Origin of the sequence: Azospirillum sp., assembly GCF_035628975.1 — a bacterium.
Lineage (GTDB): Bacteria > Pseudomonadota > Alphaproteobacteria > Azospirillales > Azospirillaceae > Azospirillum.
This window is the reverse complement of record NZ_DASPIS010000045.1, coordinates 17,394-31,190: the sequence shown is the minus strand read 5'-3', so window position 1 is coordinate 31,190 and position 13,797 is coordinate 17,394. Positions and strand designations below refer to the sequence as shown.

Sequence of the window (13,797 nt, the reverse complement as noted above, 5' to 3'; positions counted from 1 at the left end):
GTGCCGCTATACCACCGCTCCACACCGAGGGCGCACCGGAAACGGCGCGCCGGTGCCGGTCAGGATGGCGCGGTGGCAGAGTGGTGATGCAGCGGACTGCAAATCCGTGTACGTGGGTTCGATTCCCGCCCGTGCCTCCATACCTGACGGTTTGACGATACAGTGACGGACGACGGCCAAAGCCCCAGGCAATGGCCCGACCACAGCCCCCGCTCCGGCGGGGCTTTTTGCGTTTGTGCCTTGTTTTCGCTGATGAAATGCCTGCTCGCCCACTTCCGAAAATAAATTCGTTTTTCTGTCGGAATTGGCTTGGCAGGGCCGAATGGTTCGGCTATACACCCGCCACGCCAACAACGGCGCCCGCCGAAAGGTCGGTCACCGATCCCGGTTAGCTCAGTTGGTAGAGCAGCGGACTGTTAATCCGCTTGTCGCTGGTTCGAGTCCAGCACCGGGAGCCAGATTGAAAAGGCCGGATGCCCAACGCATCCGGCCTTTTCTCTTTTCCGGCTATTGCCGCTTGACTGTGGCGCTTCAGTACCCGAATTCGGTTTAAAGCGGCCGGGCTAGGTCCGACGGCTGCCCGCTCTACTCAGAACTAGACCCAAAAGACGATCCAGACTTGCCGGAAGCGAAATGCCACGCGAAGCCGCATGGCGTTAGACTTGATAACAATTCCGGACCTAAGTCGTGGGCCGGGCGTCTCCAGACGATGGAGGTTCGCCGTGCTTCTGCCATTCCAGTCCGAACGCTTCCGCACCGCCCCCCCGGTCGACGGCCCCGGCCATCGTCGATCGCCGGACAACGGCGAACAACCGGTCCGGACCATCGACTGCGTCACGGCCATCCTGCTGTTCTTCGCGGCCGTGCTGTTGGCCCTGCTGGCCTTCAGCGCCGATTGGGACGGGACGGCGACCGACAGCAGGCCGCAGGCCTACGAGAACACGCCGGTCCTGGTCATCCCGCCCCATCCGCGCTGACGCCCGGTCTACTCGACCAGATCGTCGTAGATGGTCCCGTCCGGGTCGGAGGGATCGGCGCCGGCCGTGACGGCGACCCGTTTCCACTCCCCGCACCAGTCGGTGGACAGGGTGATGGGGAAATCGCCTTCGGGGCTGCGCGGGGTCACCACCGGCGGATAGCGCCGGCAGGTCCCCTTGGGCCCGCGCTGGCGGAGCCCCTGCCCCTCCCAGAATCGGCAGGTGTAGCAGGTGTCGAGTCGCTTCATCGCGGACCGGTCTCCTTCTGATGGCAGGCCTCATTGCCGGCCGCCCCGCCCGGTTGCCGCGGTTGCCGCGGTTGCCGCGGTTGCCGCGATCCCTCCCCTCAACCCGTGGAGGGCGGTTTCCCCGGCCGGAGCGTGTTGGCGCACTGGGCGTAATACGCCTTGATGTCCGCGTCCAGAACGCTGCGGCGGCGTCCCTCCTCCGACTCCTCCGGCGCGTCGCTCAGGCGCTGGAACTCCTGAACCGCCCGTTCCAGGTCCTGATCGCTGTTGATGGGCATGATATCGCCTTTCCGTATGACTCTTGGGTCGCACAGGACAACAGCGGGCGGCCCCGGTATGTTTCCGTGCCTCCTGCCGGGCTCAAGACGAATGACGGCTTGATGCGCGGCGACTCGCACGCAATGTCATGACTCTGTCACCCGAGTCGCGACGGACAGGGCCGCGCGGCACCGGGGGTGCCCTCTGGCCCTGCCATTGCGCGGGAGTGCGGTGTCATGCGGGTCGTCTCAACACCGGTCGCGCCGCGCTGGGCGGCCGGCATTCTGTTCCTTGCCTTCGCTCTGGCCTTCGGACCGGCCCCGGCGGCCGAACCGGAGCAGTTGGACCCGGAGCGCGTCGTCCGCTCCATCGTCGGCATCCGCGCCGTCGTGCCGCCCGACAGCCAGAGCGCCCGCAGCCTGGGAACGGAGCGCGAGGGCAGCGGCGTCGTCATCGACGGCTCCGGCCTGATCCTGACCATCGGCTACACGGTGATGGAGGCTTCGCAGATCCAGGTCACCGCCGCCGACGGGCGCAGCTATCCCGCCAACATGATCGCCTACGATCCCGTCAGCGGGTTCGGCCTGCTGCGGGCGGAATTGGGATTCCAGGCGCCCTGGCTGCGGCTGGCCGATTCGGCGGCGGTGAAGGAAGGCGATACGCTGCTGGCGCTGAGCGGCGGCGACGGCCGCGGTGCCACCGCCGTCAAGGTGGTCAGCAAGCGGGAGTTCGCCGGCTATTGGGAGTATCTGCTGGACGAGGCGCTGTTCACCTTCCCGCCGATCCGCGCCTTCAACGGCGCCGCCCTGGTGAACCGCGAAGGCCGGCTGGTCGGCATCGGATCGCTTCTGGTGATGGAGGCGATGGAGGGCCGCGGCCTTCCCGGCAACATGTTCGTCCCCGTCTCCGCCCTGGAACCGATCCTGGCCGACCTGCTCGCCTACGGGCAGCGGCAGGAGCCGGCGCGTCCCTGGCTTGGCGTCACCCTGCGGGAGGAGATGGGCCAGTTGACGGTGGAGAAGGTATCGCCGCGCAGCCCGGCCGAATCGGCAGGATTGCGTCCCGGCGACCGGATCGTCGGCGTCGGCGGGCAGCGCTTCACCGGACTGGCCGATTTTTACCGCAAGCTCTGGGGCCTTGGGCCGGCGGGGGTGGTCGTCCCGCTGGAGGTGATGCGCGGCGCCACCCTGACCCCGGTACCCATACCATCGGCCGATCGCGTACGATTCCTGCGGCTGAATCCTACCCTTTGACCGCACCACCCGGCCGCGTGCTTGTCGGCTCTGTCCCGGCGGTGCACCCTGCCGGCAACAGCCATCCCGTGGGACCGCGCCGACCATGAACCATCCCGACATCGAGATCCTCGACAAGAAGACCCCCTACAAGGGCTTCCTCACCATCGACGTCTACCGCCTGCGCCACAAGAAGTTCGACGGGACCTGGACCGACGTTCTGCCTCCGCGCGAGGTCTGCGACCGCGGCGAGGCCGTGGGCGTCCTGCTGTACGATCCTGACCGCGACACCGTGGTGATGATCGAACAATTCCGCGTCGGCTCCGCCGCGGCGGGCGGCCCTGCCTGGATGACCGAGATCGTCGCCGGCATGGTCGGTGAAGGCGAGACGCCGGAAGACGTGGCGCGTCGCGAATCGCTGGAGGAGGCCGGCTGCGAAATCCGGGAGATCGAGCAAATCTGCGATTATTACGTCAGCCCCGGCGCCTTCACCGAACTGGTCACCGTCTTCTGCGGCCGGGTCGACAGCCGCAACCTCGCCACCACCGGCGGGCTGGAGGAAGAGCACGAGGATATCCGCATCATGGCCCTGCCGGCGGATGAGGTGATCCGCATGATGGACGAGAACCGCCTGCGCAACTCCGTCGCCATCATCGCCATCGGCTGGCTCGCCCGCCACCGCGAGTCCTTGCGCAAGCGCTGGCTCCAGTCCTGAACACGTCCGCCCTTTCACACGGAAAAGCCGTTCAATGCAGCATTTCACACCCCTGCCTTGAAACCGCCGACCCCAGACCTGATAGTATCGGCAGCAATCCACATCAGACCTTGGGAGTACCCGCCTTGGACATCCGCAACGGCTTCATCGGCGCCATCGGCAACACGCCGCTGATTCGCCTGGAAGGGCCTTCGAAGGCGACGGGCTGCGAGATCCTGGGCAAGGCGGAGTTCCTGAACCCGGGCGGGTCGGTGAAGGACCGCGCCGCGCTCGCCATCGTCCGCGACGCGGAACAGCGCGGGGTTCTGCGTCCCGGCGGCACCATCGTCGAGGGCACCGCGGGCAACACCGGCATCGGGCTGGCCCTTGTCGGCAATGCGCTGGGCTATCGCACCGTCATCGTCATGCCGGAGACGCAGAGCCAGGAAAAGAAGGACATGCTGCGCCTGATCGGCGCCGACCTGCGCCTCGTCCCGGCGGTTCCCTATTCCAACCCCGACAATTACGTCCGCTATTCCGGCCGGCTGGCCGAGGAACTGGCGAAGACGGAGCCGAACGGCGTCGTCTGGGCCAACCAGTTCGACAACACCGCCAATCGCGAAGGCCACCGCACCACCACCGGCCCGGAAATCTGGGAGCAGACCGGCGGCAAGGTGGACGCCTTCACTTGCGCGGTGGGCAGCGGCGGCACGCTGGCCGGCATCGCGCTGGCGCTGAAGGAGCGGAACCCGAACATTCGCATCACGCTGGCCGACCCGATGGGCGCCGCCCTGTTCAGCTACTACACGAAGGGGGAGCTGAAGTCGGAAGGCAGCTCCATCACCGAAGGCATCGGTCAGGGCCGCATCACCGCCAACTTGGAAGACGCACCGATCGACGACGCGCTGCAGATCCCCGATGAGGAGGCGCTGCCGATCGTCTTCGACCTGATCAAGACGCAGGGATTGGTTTTGGGAGGCTCGTCGGGCATCAACATCGCTGCGGCGATACGGGTGGCGCGCGACCTCGGCCCCGGCCACACGGTGGTGACCATCCTGTGCGACGGGGGGCAGCGTTACCAATCGAAGCTCTTCAATCCTGACTTCCTCCGTGAGAAGAATCTTCCCGTGCCAGACTGGCTGGCCTGATTCCTTCCAAGGGAGCCCCAGGGGAGACATGGACGCGCTTTTCCGCGAGGACGCCTACGCCCGCAGCTGTATCGCCACCGTCACCGCGGTGGACGAGCGCGGCATCAGGCTCGACCGCACCGTCTTCTATCCGACCGGCGGCGGCCAGCCGGGCGACAGCGGGGTCCTGAGCTTCGACGGGCTGGAAGTCCGCATCAAGGACACGGTGAAGGGCGACGGCGGCCCCGACGACGTCATCCATGTGCCGGAGGATGGACAGGACCTGCCCGCCCCCGGCACCGCGGTGGAGGCCGTGATCGATTGGGAGCGCCGTTACCGCCACATGCGGATGCACACCGCCCTGCACCTGCTGTGCGCAGTGGTTCCGGGATCGGTCACCGGCGGACAGATCGGCGCGGACAAGAGCCGGCTCGACTTCAACGTCCCGGCCGAATCGCTGGACAAGGATGCCATCACGGAGGCGGTGAACAGGCTGATCGCCGCCGACACGCCCGTCGGCACCCAGTGGATCACCGACGAAGACATGGCGGCGAAGCCGGAACTGGTGCGGACCATGTCGGTGAAGCCGCCGACCGGCAGCGGCCGGGTGCGCCTGTTGAGCGTGGAGGGTGTCGATCTGCAGCCCTGCGGGGGCACCCATGTCGCCCGCACCGGCGAAATCGGCGGAATCGAGGTGACGAAGATCGAAAACAAGGGCAAGCAGAACCGGCGCGTCGTCATCGCGCTGAAGGACTGACTGCTTACCCGGCGATTCTCTGCCCGAACGATCCAATTTAAGGACGCGCAGCATGAGCGACAGCACCGTTGAACCGCTGACCGGCCCCGCCGTCTCCACCGACTGGCTCGCCCGCAACCTCGGCCGGCCGGGGCTGAAGCTGCTCGACGGATCCTGGCATATGCCGGCCCTGAAGCGCGACATCCGGGCGGAGTTCGCGACGAGCCACATCCCCGGCGCCCGCTTGTGCGACGTCGATGAGGTGGCGGCGCCGGACACCCACCCGCTGCCGCACATGGCTCCGGACGAGGCGACCTTCGCCACGAAGATCGGCGCACTGGGCATCGGTGACGGTGACACGGTGGTGGTCTATGATACCGCCGGCATGGCGACCGCGGCGGCGCGCGTCTGGTGGCTGTTCCGCCTGTTCGGCTTCGACCGGGTGGCGGTGCTGGACGGCGGCCTGCCGAAATGGCTGGCGGAAGGACGCCCGACCGAATCGGGCGAGCCAGCCCCGGTACAGCCGGCGAGCTTCACCGCGCGCAAGCGGCCGGAACTGATCCGCAGCGCCGATCAGGTGCTCGCCAACATCGATGCGAAAGCCGACCAGATCACCGACGCCCGCGCCCAGCCGCGATTCGAAGGCGCGGTGGCAGAGCCCTGGCCGGGCCGGCGCAGCGGCCGGATTCCCGGCAGCTTCAATCTTCCCCATACCGACCTGATCGACCCGGACGTCAAGACCCTGCTGGCGCCGGACGCCATCGCCGCCAAGGCGCGAGCCGCCGGGTTGGACCTCGACCGGCCGGTGGTCGCTTCCTGCGGCAGCGGCATCACCGCCTGCGTCATTGCGCTGGGCCTCGCCGCCGCCGGCAAGCCGGACGTGGCGATCTATGACGGATCCTGGGCCGAATGGGGCCTGCGCGAGGATCTGCCGTTGGAAACCGGACCGCGGGAAGCCGAAGCCCGGCAGCCGTGACCAGTCCCGTTACCGTCCGCTCCTGCAGCGCGGAGGACCGCGACGCCGTCGTTGCGCTGTGGACCGCCTGCGGGTTGGTGGTGCCCTGGAACGACCCGGCGGCGGACTTCGCACTGGCGCTGTCGAAGAGCAGTTCGACGGTGCTTGCCGCGGTCGAAGGCGGCAGGATCGTCGCCACCGCCATGGTCGGGCAGGATGGTCATCGCGGCTGGATCTATTACGTCGCCGTCGACCCTGACCGGCAAGGCCACGGCCTCGGCCGCCGCATGGTGGCGGAAGCGGAGGGCTGGCTGGTTGCCGCCGGCATGCCCAAGGCCCAACTCCTCGTCCGTGAGACCAACCAACGGGTTCTGGCCTTCTACGAACGCCTCGGCTATGCCAGATCGCCCGTCACAATGATGCAAAAATGGCTGACCAACCCTTCTCCCTGAACCGCCCCGACGTTCCCGCCGCCAGCCGGCCGGGTCATCTGCCGGTGATCGTCACCTATCTGCAGATGACCGCGCCGCCGGCCCATGAGCCGGTGCGCCAACCGAAGGGTAACCTGTCGCTGGTGCGGGCGAACCCGCCGACCTGGTCCTTCTACCGCTATCTCTACGACACGGTGGGCGAGCCCTGGCTGTGGCACGAACGCCGCCGCATGCCGCGCAAGGAGCTGGAGCGCTCGATCCTCGACCCGCTGGTGGAGGTCTGGGTGCTGTATGTCGACGGCACCCCGGCCGGCTTTGCCGAACTGGACCGGCGGACCAGCGAGACCGATCTGGCTTATTTCGGCCTGATCCCCGATTTCATCGGCCACAAGCTCGGCCCCTGGCTGCTCGACACGGTCATTCGCAAGGCGTGGGAGGGCGGTGCGTCCAAACTGGTCGTCAACACCTGCACATTCGACCACCCGAAGGCGCTGCCGCTATACCAGAGCATGGGCTTCGTCCCCACCCGCCACGTCGCCCGCGAAGTCCGCGACCCGCGGTTGGACGGCGTTCTGCCGCGTAGCGCGGGGGAGCATATTCCGCTCGCAGGGTGAGGCCGGGTTGGCGTCAGCCGACGCCCCTCCCCCTTGACCACCCCGTCCACCCCGCCCCATCTACCGCGGGATGCCGGAACCCATTTGCGGGCCGGCGCGTTCCTTCGGGCGAGGCGGAAGCTCCGCCGTGACGATCGGGAGATGGGGCCTTGGTAGGCTGGATCATTCGGACGCTGGTGTTGTGCTTCGTCGTCGGCTTCGTGCTGTCGTTTCTGAACATCAACCCGGCCAGCATCCTGACCAACAGCTGGCAAACGGTGCAGGACATCGCTGCGCTGCTGGTCGAAGCCGGCGGCTGGGCCTTGCCCTATATCCTGATCGGCGCCGTGGTGGTGGTGCCGCTGTCGCTGCTCGGGCTGATCCTGCGCTGGAACCGCTCCCGTCCGCCGTCTTGAACCGAGCCTGATTGCGGGCAAAAAAACAGGAGGCACCGGAACCGGAGCCTCCTGTGAAACAGGGAGGGTTAGAGACAGTCATAGGTCTACGCCCTCACCCCGCCTGCCGCGTTGATGCATGTCAACGGAGCGGCGCTTTTCACCGGCGGCCCTCCCCGCAAAGAAAAACCGGAGACATCCATGCGGATGCTCCGGTTCAGTGATACAGGGAGGGTTAGAGACAACACGGACCTTATCCGAAAACGGATATGTCTTTCGTTGATCTGCATCAAAAGCGGTGAAAATCTCTGTCTTCTGATCGCCTCGAAACCCCCTGCCCTCAGCCGAGAATCTCGGCCAGCGCCACGACCAGCGCCTTGTTCTCCTCCTCGCGACCAACGGTGATGCGCAGGCAATCGGGCAGGCCATAATCGGCGACCGGCTTCACCAGGATGCCGCGCCGGGCGAGATGGTCGATCACCGCCTGGGTTCCCAGCGACGGGTCGGTCGGCACGCGGGCCAGCACGAAGTTGCAGACGCTGGGATAGACGCGCAACCCCACCCGCTCCAACTCGCGCGACAGCCAGGGCAGCCACTGCGCATTGTGGGCGAAGGTCGCCTCCTCATGCTCCGCGTCGCTCAGCGCAGCGGCGGCGGTCAGTTGGGCGGGGAGCGAGACGTTGAAGGCGCCGCGGATGGCGTTCACCGCTTCGATCACCGTGGAGGGGCCGTACCCCCACCCCACCCGCAGGCCGGCCAGCCCGTGCATCTTGGAGAAGGTGCGGATCAGCAGGACGTTGTCGGAATTTTCGACGATCTCCGTCCCGTCGCTGTAATCCGGCATCCGGCAATAGTCGGCATAGGCCGAATCGAGCACCAACAGCGTGTGCGACGGCAAGCCGGCGCGCAGCCGCTGCACGGCTTCCGCCGGGATGTAGGTGCCGGTGGGATTGTTCGGGTTGGCGAGGAAGCAGATCCGCGTGCGCTCCGTCGCGCGGTCGATCATCGCCTCCACGTCCACCACCATGTCGCGCTCCGCGGCGACGACCGCCGTGGCGCCGGTGGCACGGATCGCCTTGACGAAGCCGCGATAACCGCGCTCGTGGCACAGCACCTCGTCACCGGGACCGGCGAAGGCCTGGGCGACCAAATGGATCAGTTCCTCCGATCCGGCGGTGCAGACGATGTGGTCGGCGTCGATCGAGTGACGGCGCGCGATGGCGTGGCGCAGCGGATCCTGGTCCCAGTCGGGATAGCAGTGGATCCGGGCCGCCGCCTCGCAATAGGCGTCCAAGGCCAGTGGGCTGGGTCCAAGCGGATTGTGGGTCAGGGACAGGTCGATCCACCGGCGGCCGTCGCGGGGCGGGCGAACAGGACGATACGGCTTGATCTGGCCAACGCTGGGACGGGGGCTGAGCAGGTCCATAACCTCGGTCTCCGTGAGCGATTCGGTCGAACAGCACGTCAGGCGACCGATTGAACCGCAAACCGGTGCGCAGCGCTACAGGACATTGCGCCGCGCACCATATTCCGAGGTGTTTTGTTTCCGAATGACGGACCGGACGTAACCGCCGGTCCGCAGCCGGGGTCAGTGATTCAGAATTTGGCTGAGGAAGAGGCGCGTGCGATCGGACTTCGGATTCGAGAAGAAATTGTCCGGTGTGTCCTGCTCGACGATCTCGCCGCGGTCCATGAAGATGACGCGGTCGGCGACCGACTTGGCGAAGCCCATCTCGTGCGTCACACACAGCATGGTCATGCCGTCCTCGGCCAGGCCGATCATGACGTCCAGCACCTCCTTGACCATCTCGGGATCGAGCGCCGAGGTCGGCTCGTCGAACAGCATCACCTTCGGGCTCATGCACAGCGACCGCGCGATGGCGACCCGCTGCTGCTGGCCGCCCGACAACTGGCCGGGGTACTTGTGGGCCTGCTCGGCGATGCGCACCCGCTTCAGGTAGCTCATCGCGATCTCCTCCGCTTCCGCCTTCGGCTTCTTGCGGACCCAGATCGGGGCGAGCGTGCAGTTCTCCAGCACGGTCAGGTGCGGGAACAGGTTGAAGTGCTGGAACACCATGCCGACTTCGCGCCGGACCAGCTCGATGTTCTTCAGATTGTTGGTCAGCTCGATCCCATCGATGACGATGGTGCCCTTCTGATGCTCCTCAAGCCGGTTCAGGCAACGGATCATCGTCGATTTGCCGGAGCCCGACGGGCCGCAGACGACGATTCGCTCGCCCTTCTGGACGTTGAGGTCGATGTTCTTCAGGACGTGGAATTCGCCGTACCATTTGTTGACGCCCGTGCAGCGGATGATTTCCTCGCCGCTGAGGATGTGCTTGGCCTTGGCGGTGCCCTGGGACATGGCCTGGGACATTGGTCGTGGTCTCCCTTGACGGCGTGGATCTAGCGACGGTGGCCGCGATTGAGATCGCGTTCCAGCTTCTGGCTGTACTTGGACATGCTGTAGCAGAAGACCCAATAGATCACGCCGATGAACAGATAGGCTTCGCGGTAGAAACCGCGCCAGGACGGATCGGACAGCGCGGCCTTCGCGGTGCCGAGCAGGTCGTACAGGCCGATGATGATGACCAGCGAGGTGTCCTTGAAGAAGCTGATGAACGTGTTCACCAGCGGCGGAATGGCGATGGCCAGCGCCTGCGGCAGGATGATCTTGCGCATCTTCTGCCAGTAGGACAGCCCCAGCCCGTCCGCGGCCTCGTACTGGCCCTTCGGGATCGCCTGCAGGCCGCCGCGGATGGCTTCGGCCATATAGGCGGCGGCGAACATGATGAAGGCGATCTGGGCGCGCAGCAGCTTGTCGATCGACACGCCGTTGGGCAGGAACAGCGGCAGCATCACCGACGCCATGAACAGCAGGCTGATCAGCGGCACGCCGCGGATCAGCTCGATGTAGGTGACGCACAGCACCTTGACCGCGGGCATGTTGGACCGGCGGCCCAGCGCCAGCAGGATCGCCACCGGGAAGGCCACGGCCAGACCGATCACCGACAGGATGAGGGTCAGCGGCAGGCCGCCCCACAGCGTGTTTTCGACATAGGTCAGGCCGAGGACGCCGCCCCACATCAGCACGGCGACCAGCGCCAGTCCGGCCGCCCAGACCAGCCCCAGCCACGGCTTCCAGAAGCGGCGGTCGCAGCTGACGACCAGCAGCGCGATGATGACGCAGATCGTCACCAGCGGGCGCCACTGCTCATCCCACGGGAACATCCCGAACATGATGAACCGCAGCTTCTCGCTTATGAAGCCCCAGCAGGCGCCCCCGGCATCCTGCCGGCAGACGGTGGAGGAGGCATCGAACCCATGGGCGCGGACCAGTAGCCAGTTGACGAAGGGCGGGATCGCCGACGCCAGAAGCGCCAGCACCAGCACCGTCAGGATGGCGTTGTACCAGGTGTTGAACAGGTTGCTCCGCAGCCACGCGAGCGGGCCGACGGTGTTGGCCGGCGGACGCTCGTCCGGCAGGCCGACGCTTTGCACGTTGTCGGTCATGGCCGTTACCGCTCCACCAGCGCGATGCGCTTGTTGTACCAGTTCATGAAGATCGAGATGCTGAGGCTGATGACCAGATAGGTGCCCATGATCATCGTCACGCCTTCGATCGCCTGACCGGTCTGGTTCAGCGTCGTATTGGCGATCGACACCAGATCGGGATAGCCGATGGCCAGCGCCAGCGAGCTGTTCTTGGTCAGGTTCAGATACTGGCTGGTCAGCGGCGGCACGATCACCCGCAGCGCCTGCGGCAGGATGACGAGGCGCAGCGTCGGGCCGCTGGGCAGGCCGAGCGCACGCGCCGCCTCCGTCTGGCCCCAGTTGACCGCGATGATGCCGCTGCGCACCACCTCGGCGATGAAGGCCGCGGTGTAGATGGTCAGGCCGGTCAGGATGGCGAAGAACTCGGGCGAGATGGCCGCGCCGCCTGAGAAGTTGAAGCCGGCCAGCTTCGGCACGTCCATCGCCACCGGCGCGCCGCCGGCGATCCAGGTCAGCAGCGGCAGGCCTATGATCAGGCCGAGCCCGGTCCAGCCCGCTGGGAAGGGTTGCCCGGTCCGAGCCTGCCGCGCCCTGGCCCAGCGCGACACGCCCCAGGCGGCGATGATGCCGACCAGCAGGGCGATGCCGATGTTGGCCCAGACGGGATCGGCGGCGGGGACCGGCACGCGCAGGCCGCGCTGGGACAGGAAGACGCCCGGCAGCGGGTTCAGGGCCTGGCGCACCGGCGGCAGGCTTTCCGACACCAGCGCGTACCAGAAGAACAGCTGCAGCAGCGGCGGGATGTTGCGCACCACCTCGACATAGGTCGAGGCGAGCTTGGCGATCAGCCAGTTGCTGGACAGGCGGGCGACGCCGATGATCGTGCCGATGATCGTCGCCAGGATGACGCCGATGATCGACACCTTCAGCGTGTTCAGCACGCCGACCAGGAAGGCACGGCCATAGCTGTCCTTCGGCGAATAGTCGATCAGCGATTCGCCGATGCCGAAGGCAGCTTCACGCTCCAGGAAATCGTAACCGGTCGCGATCGAGCGCCGCGCGAGGTTGTCGAGCGTGTTGGAAATCAGGAACCAGCCGACCAGGACGACCGCGCCGACCACCAGGATCTGGTAGACGACGGCGCGGAACGTCGGGTCGCTGAGGGAAAACGATACGCCACCCGGCGGCGGAGCGCCTTGGGTGGTCCGGGTCTCGGTCGCCACGGACTACTCTCCCCCAACCATCGCGTCCCATACGGTGCCCACGCGGTCCCGGACGTTCTTCCGGGCATTTCCCACACCGTAGGGGATGCGACATGTCTCCCAATGCGGTCCCCTGCGCGGGCGCTTCACCGGCACCCTTCGCGACCGCTCCTCAAAGAACCTGAAGGCCGCCCCCGGCAACGGGCCTGCGGGCGGCGCTTCAAGCAGTGCCGTGCCTTACCGGAACGGCTGGGCGTACATCAGGCCGCCCTTGGTCCACAGCGCGTTCAGGCCGCGCTCCAGCTTCAGTGGGGTGCCCGGGCCGACGTTGCGGTCGAAGATCTCGCCGTAGTTGCCGACCTTCTTCACGACGTTGTAAGCCCACTTCTCGTCCAGGCCCAGAGCCTTGCCCATGCCCGGCGTGGTGCCGAGATAGCGCTGGACGTCCGGGTTCTTGGAGTTGGTGAACTCGTCGATGTTCTTGGAGGTGATGCCGAATTCCTCGGCCTGGATGGTCGCGAAGATCGTCCACTTCACGATGTCGGACCACTGGTCGTCGCCATGGCGCACGGCCGGGGCCAGCGGCTCCTTGGAGATGATTTCCGGCAGGATGACGTGGTCGTCCGGAACCGGGGCGACGCCGGCGCGGGTACCGGCCAGACCGGACACGTCGGTGGTCAGCACGTCGCAGCGGCCGGCGAAGTAGGCGGCGTTCACCTCGTCGTTCGACTCGATGACGACGGGGTTGTAGGTCATGTTGTTGGCGCGGAAATAGTCCGCCAGGTTCAGTTCGGTCGTGGTGCCGGACTGCACGCAGACGGTGGCGCCGTTCAGCTCCTTGGCGCTCTTCACGCCCAGCTTCTTCGGAACCATGAAGCCCTGGCCGTCATAATAGGTGACGGGGGCGAAGTTCAGGCCGACGGAGGTGTCGCGGGTCAGCGTGGCGGTCGTGTTGCGCGACAGCAGGTCGACTTCGCCGGACTGGATGGCCGGGAAGCGCTGCTGGGCCGACAGCGGGGTGAACTTGACCTTGTTCGGGTCGTTGAAGATGGCGACGGCGACGGCACGGCAATAGTCGACGTCGAGGCCGGTCCAGTTGCCGGCGCTGTCGGGGTTGCCGAAGCCCGGCAGACCGGCGTTCACGCCGCACTGAACGAAGCCGCGCTGCTTGACGGTGTCGAGCGTAGCCGCACCGGCGGCGACACTGGCGGAAACGACCACGGCCGCTGCGGCGGCGGCCAGGAACCCTGACTTCATATTATGAACTCCACCCTGTTCTTGCGTTCTTCGCATTTGAGCGGTCTGACGACGCGCCTGACGACGCCGGCCGTTTGCTCCCGACAAGCCGGCCAGATGCCAACCCTGTGGGTATCGCGACGCAGCCATGCGCGTGGATCAAGAGTGCATCAACTTGATCCGACTTGTCGAATCCTCTGTGCATTGGTGGTGTTACC

General features: G+C 66.4%; 17 protein-coding genes and 2 tRNA genes. 11 read left to right on the top strand and 8 right to left on the bottom strand.

Translation table 11 applies throughout. From position 1 onward, the window contains the following. Positions 1-66: 66 nt before the first annotated feature. The 3 genes from VD964_RS09830 to VD964_RS09820 all read left to right on the top strand — a co-directional run bounded on the left by VD964_RS09830 (position 67) and on the right by VD964_RS09820 (position 977). Positions 67-140: transfer RNA gene (locus tag VD964_RS09830), tRNA-Cys, on the top strand. 242 nt (positions 141-382) lie between these two features. Then, positions 383-458, top strand: a tRNA-Asn gene (locus VD964_RS09825). Between the two features lie 264 nt (positions 459-722). Further along, positions 723-977 (top strand): hypothetical protein, encoded by a 255-nt coding sequence (locus VD964_RS09820; RefSeq protein ID WP_310113378.1) that lies wholly within the window; start codon positions 723-725, stop codon positions 975-977. Positions 978-985: 8 nt separating this feature from the next. On the opposite strand, the gene VD964_RS09815 is transcribed toward VD964_RS09820, so the two are convergent. Beyond that, positions 986-1,225, bottom strand: a complete 240-nt coding sequence (locus VD964_RS09815; RefSeq protein WP_324868053.1) for a hypothetical protein — start codon at positions 1,223-1,225, stop codon at positions 986-988. A gap of 98 nt (positions 1,226-1,323) precedes the next feature. Continuing rightward, a complete protein-coding gene (locus VD964_RS09810; RefSeq protein ID WP_324868051.1) occupies positions 1,324-1,503 on the bottom strand; it encodes a hypothetical protein in 180 nt (59 codons plus the stop codon). A gap of 216 nt (positions 1,504-1,719) precedes the next feature. Here VD964_RS09810 and VD964_RS09805 point away from each other — a divergent pair, with 216 nt between their 5' ends. Then, positions 1,720-2,736 (top strand): S1C family serine protease, encoded by a 1,017-nt coding sequence (locus VD964_RS09805; protein WP_324868049.1) that lies wholly within the window; start codon positions 1,720-1,722, stop codon positions 2,734-2,736. 85 nt (positions 2,737-2,821) lie between these two features. After that, positions 2,822-3,430 carry an NUDIX domain-containing protein gene (locus VD964_RS09800; RefSeq protein WP_324868047.1) on the top strand — a complete coding sequence of 203 codons (609 nt, stop codon included), beginning with the start codon at positions 2,822-2,824 and terminating at the stop codon, positions 3,428-3,430. Between the two features lie 31 nt (positions 3,431-3,461). Here the strand turns inward: VD964_RS09800 and VD964_RS29895 are convergent, their stop codons facing one another. Then, positions 3,462-3,527 (bottom strand): PTPA-CTERM sorting domain-containing protein, encoded by a 66-nt coding sequence (locus VD964_RS29895; protein WP_414637116.1) that lies wholly within the window; start codon positions 3,525-3,527, stop codon positions 3,462-3,464. Positions 3,528-3,555: 28 nt separating this feature from the next. On the opposite strand from VD964_RS29895, the gene VD964_RS09795 reads away from it, so the two are divergent. The 6 genes from VD964_RS09795 (at position 3,556) to VD964_RS09770 (ending at position 7,667) form a co-directional block, all read left to right on the top strand. After that, positions 3,556-4,557 (top strand): cysteine synthase A, encoded by a 1,002-nt coding sequence (locus VD964_RS09795; protein WP_324868045.1) that lies wholly within the window; start codon positions 3,556-3,558, stop codon positions 4,555-4,557. 28 nt (positions 4,558-4,585) lie between these two features. Then, positions 4,586-5,293, top strand: a complete 708-nt coding sequence (locus tag VD964_RS09790; RefSeq protein WP_324868043.1) for an alanyl-tRNA editing protein — start codon at positions 4,586-4,588, stop codon at positions 5,291-5,293. 52 nt (positions 5,294-5,345) lie between these two features. After that, positions 5,346-6,248 carry a sulfurtransferase gene (locus VD964_RS09785; RefSeq protein WP_324868041.1) on the top strand — a complete coding sequence of 301 codons (903 nt, stop codon included), beginning with the start codon at positions 5,346-5,348 and terminating at the stop codon, positions 6,246-6,248. Continuing rightward, a complete protein-coding gene (locus VD964_RS09780) occupies positions 6,245-6,679 on the top strand; it encodes a GNAT family acetyltransferase (protein ID WP_324868039.1) in 435 nt (144 codons plus the stop codon). The genes VD964_RS09785 and VD964_RS09780 overlap by 4 nt, the downstream gene beginning before the upstream one ends. Then, entirely contained in the window at positions 6,655-7,272 is a 618-nt protein-coding gene (locus VD964_RS09775) for a GNAT family N-acetyltransferase (protein ID WP_324868037.1), read from the top strand. Before VD964_RS09780 ends, VD964_RS09775 begins: the two co-directional genes overlap by 25 nt. 149 nt (positions 7,273-7,421) lie before the next feature. Then, positions 7,422-7,667 (top strand): hypothetical protein, encoded by a 246-nt coding sequence (locus VD964_RS09770; RefSeq protein ID WP_324868035.1) that lies wholly within the window; start codon positions 7,422-7,424, stop codon positions 7,665-7,667. A 319-nt stretch (positions 7,668-7,986) separates the two neighbouring features. Here the strand turns inward: VD964_RS09770 and VD964_RS09765 are convergent, their stop codons facing one another. The 5 genes from VD964_RS09765 to VD964_RS09745 form a co-directional block, all read right to left on the bottom strand. Beyond that, on the bottom strand, positions 7,987-9,072 hold the full coding sequence (locus tag VD964_RS09765; RefSeq protein ID WP_324868033.1) for a histidinol-phosphate transaminase: 1,086 nt from the start codon (positions 9,070-9,072) through the stop codon (positions 7,987-7,989). Positions 9,073-9,234: 162 nt separating this feature from the next. Beyond that, a complete protein-coding gene (locus tag VD964_RS09760; protein WP_324868031.1) occupies positions 9,235-10,023 on the bottom strand; it encodes an amino acid ABC transporter ATP-binding protein in 789 nt (262 codons plus the stop codon). 29 nt (positions 10,024-10,052) lie between these two features. Next, positions 10,053-11,159 (bottom strand): amino acid ABC transporter permease, encoded by a 1,107-nt coding sequence (locus tag VD964_RS09755; protein WP_324868029.1) that lies wholly within the window; start codon positions 11,157-11,159, stop codon positions 10,053-10,055. A 5-nt stretch (positions 11,160-11,164) separates the two neighbouring features. Then, the gene (locus VD964_RS09750) at positions 11,165-12,364 is read right to left on the bottom strand and encodes an amino acid ABC transporter permease (protein ID WP_324868027.1); all 1,200 of its coding nucleotides are present in this window, start codon (positions 12,362-12,364) and stop codon (positions 11,165-11,167) included. A gap of 216 nt (positions 12,365-12,580) precedes the next feature. After that, positions 12,581-13,600 carry an amino acid ABC transporter substrate-binding protein gene (locus VD964_RS09745; protein WP_324868025.1) on the bottom strand — a complete coding sequence of 340 codons (1,020 nt, stop codon included), beginning with the start codon at positions 13,598-13,600 and terminating at the stop codon, positions 12,581-12,583. Between the last annotated feature and the right edge of the window lie 197 nt (positions 13,601-13,797).

What these genes read in the sequence shown, in the direction of transcription:
- VD964_RS09815 (WP_324868053.1), bottom strand. Translation starts at nt 1,225, where the DNA reads ATGAAGCGACTCGACACCTGCTACACCTGCCGATTCTGGGAGGGGCAG.
- VD964_RS09810 (WP_324868051.1), bottom strand. Translation starts at nt 1,503, where the DNA reads ATGCCCATCAACAGCGATCAGGACCTGGAACGGGCGGTTCAGGAGTTC.
- VD964_RS09805 (WP_324868049.1), top strand. Translation starts at nt 1,720, where the DNA reads ATGCGGGTCGTCTCAACACCGGTCGCGCCGCGCTGGGCGGCCGGCATT.
- VD964_RS09800 (WP_324868047.1), top strand. Translation starts at nt 2,822, where the DNA reads ATGAACCATCCCGACATCGAGATCCTCGACAAGAAGACCCCCTACAAG.
- VD964_RS09790 (WP_324868043.1), top strand. Translation starts at nt 4,586, where the DNA reads ATGGACGCGCTTTTCCGCGAGGACGCCTACGCCCGCAGCTGTATCGCC.
- VD964_RS09785 (WP_324868041.1), top strand. Translation starts at nt 5,346, where the DNA reads ATGAGCGACAGCACCGTTGAACCGCTGACCGGCCCCGCCGTCTCCACC.
- VD964_RS09775 (WP_324868037.1), top strand. Translation starts at nt 6,655, where the DNA reads ATGGCTGACCAACCCTTCTCCCTGAACCGCCCCGACGTTCCCGCCGCC.
- VD964_RS09765 (WP_324868033.1), bottom strand. Translation starts at nt 9,072, where the DNA reads ATGGACCTGCTCAGCCCCCGTCCCAGCGTTGGCCAGATCAAGCCGTAT.
- VD964_RS09760 (WP_324868031.1), bottom strand. Translation starts at nt 10,023, where the DNA reads ATGTCCCAGGCCATGTCCCAGGGCACCGCCAAGGCCAAGCACATCCTC.
- VD964_RS09755 (WP_324868029.1), bottom strand. Translation starts at nt 11,159, where the DNA reads ATGACCGACAACGTGCAAAGCGTCGGCCTGCCGGACGAGCGTCCGCCG.
- VD964_RS09745 (WP_324868025.1), bottom strand. Translation starts at nt 13,600, where the DNA reads ATGAAGTCAGGGTTCCTGGCCGCCGCCGCAGCGGCCGTGGTCGTTTCC.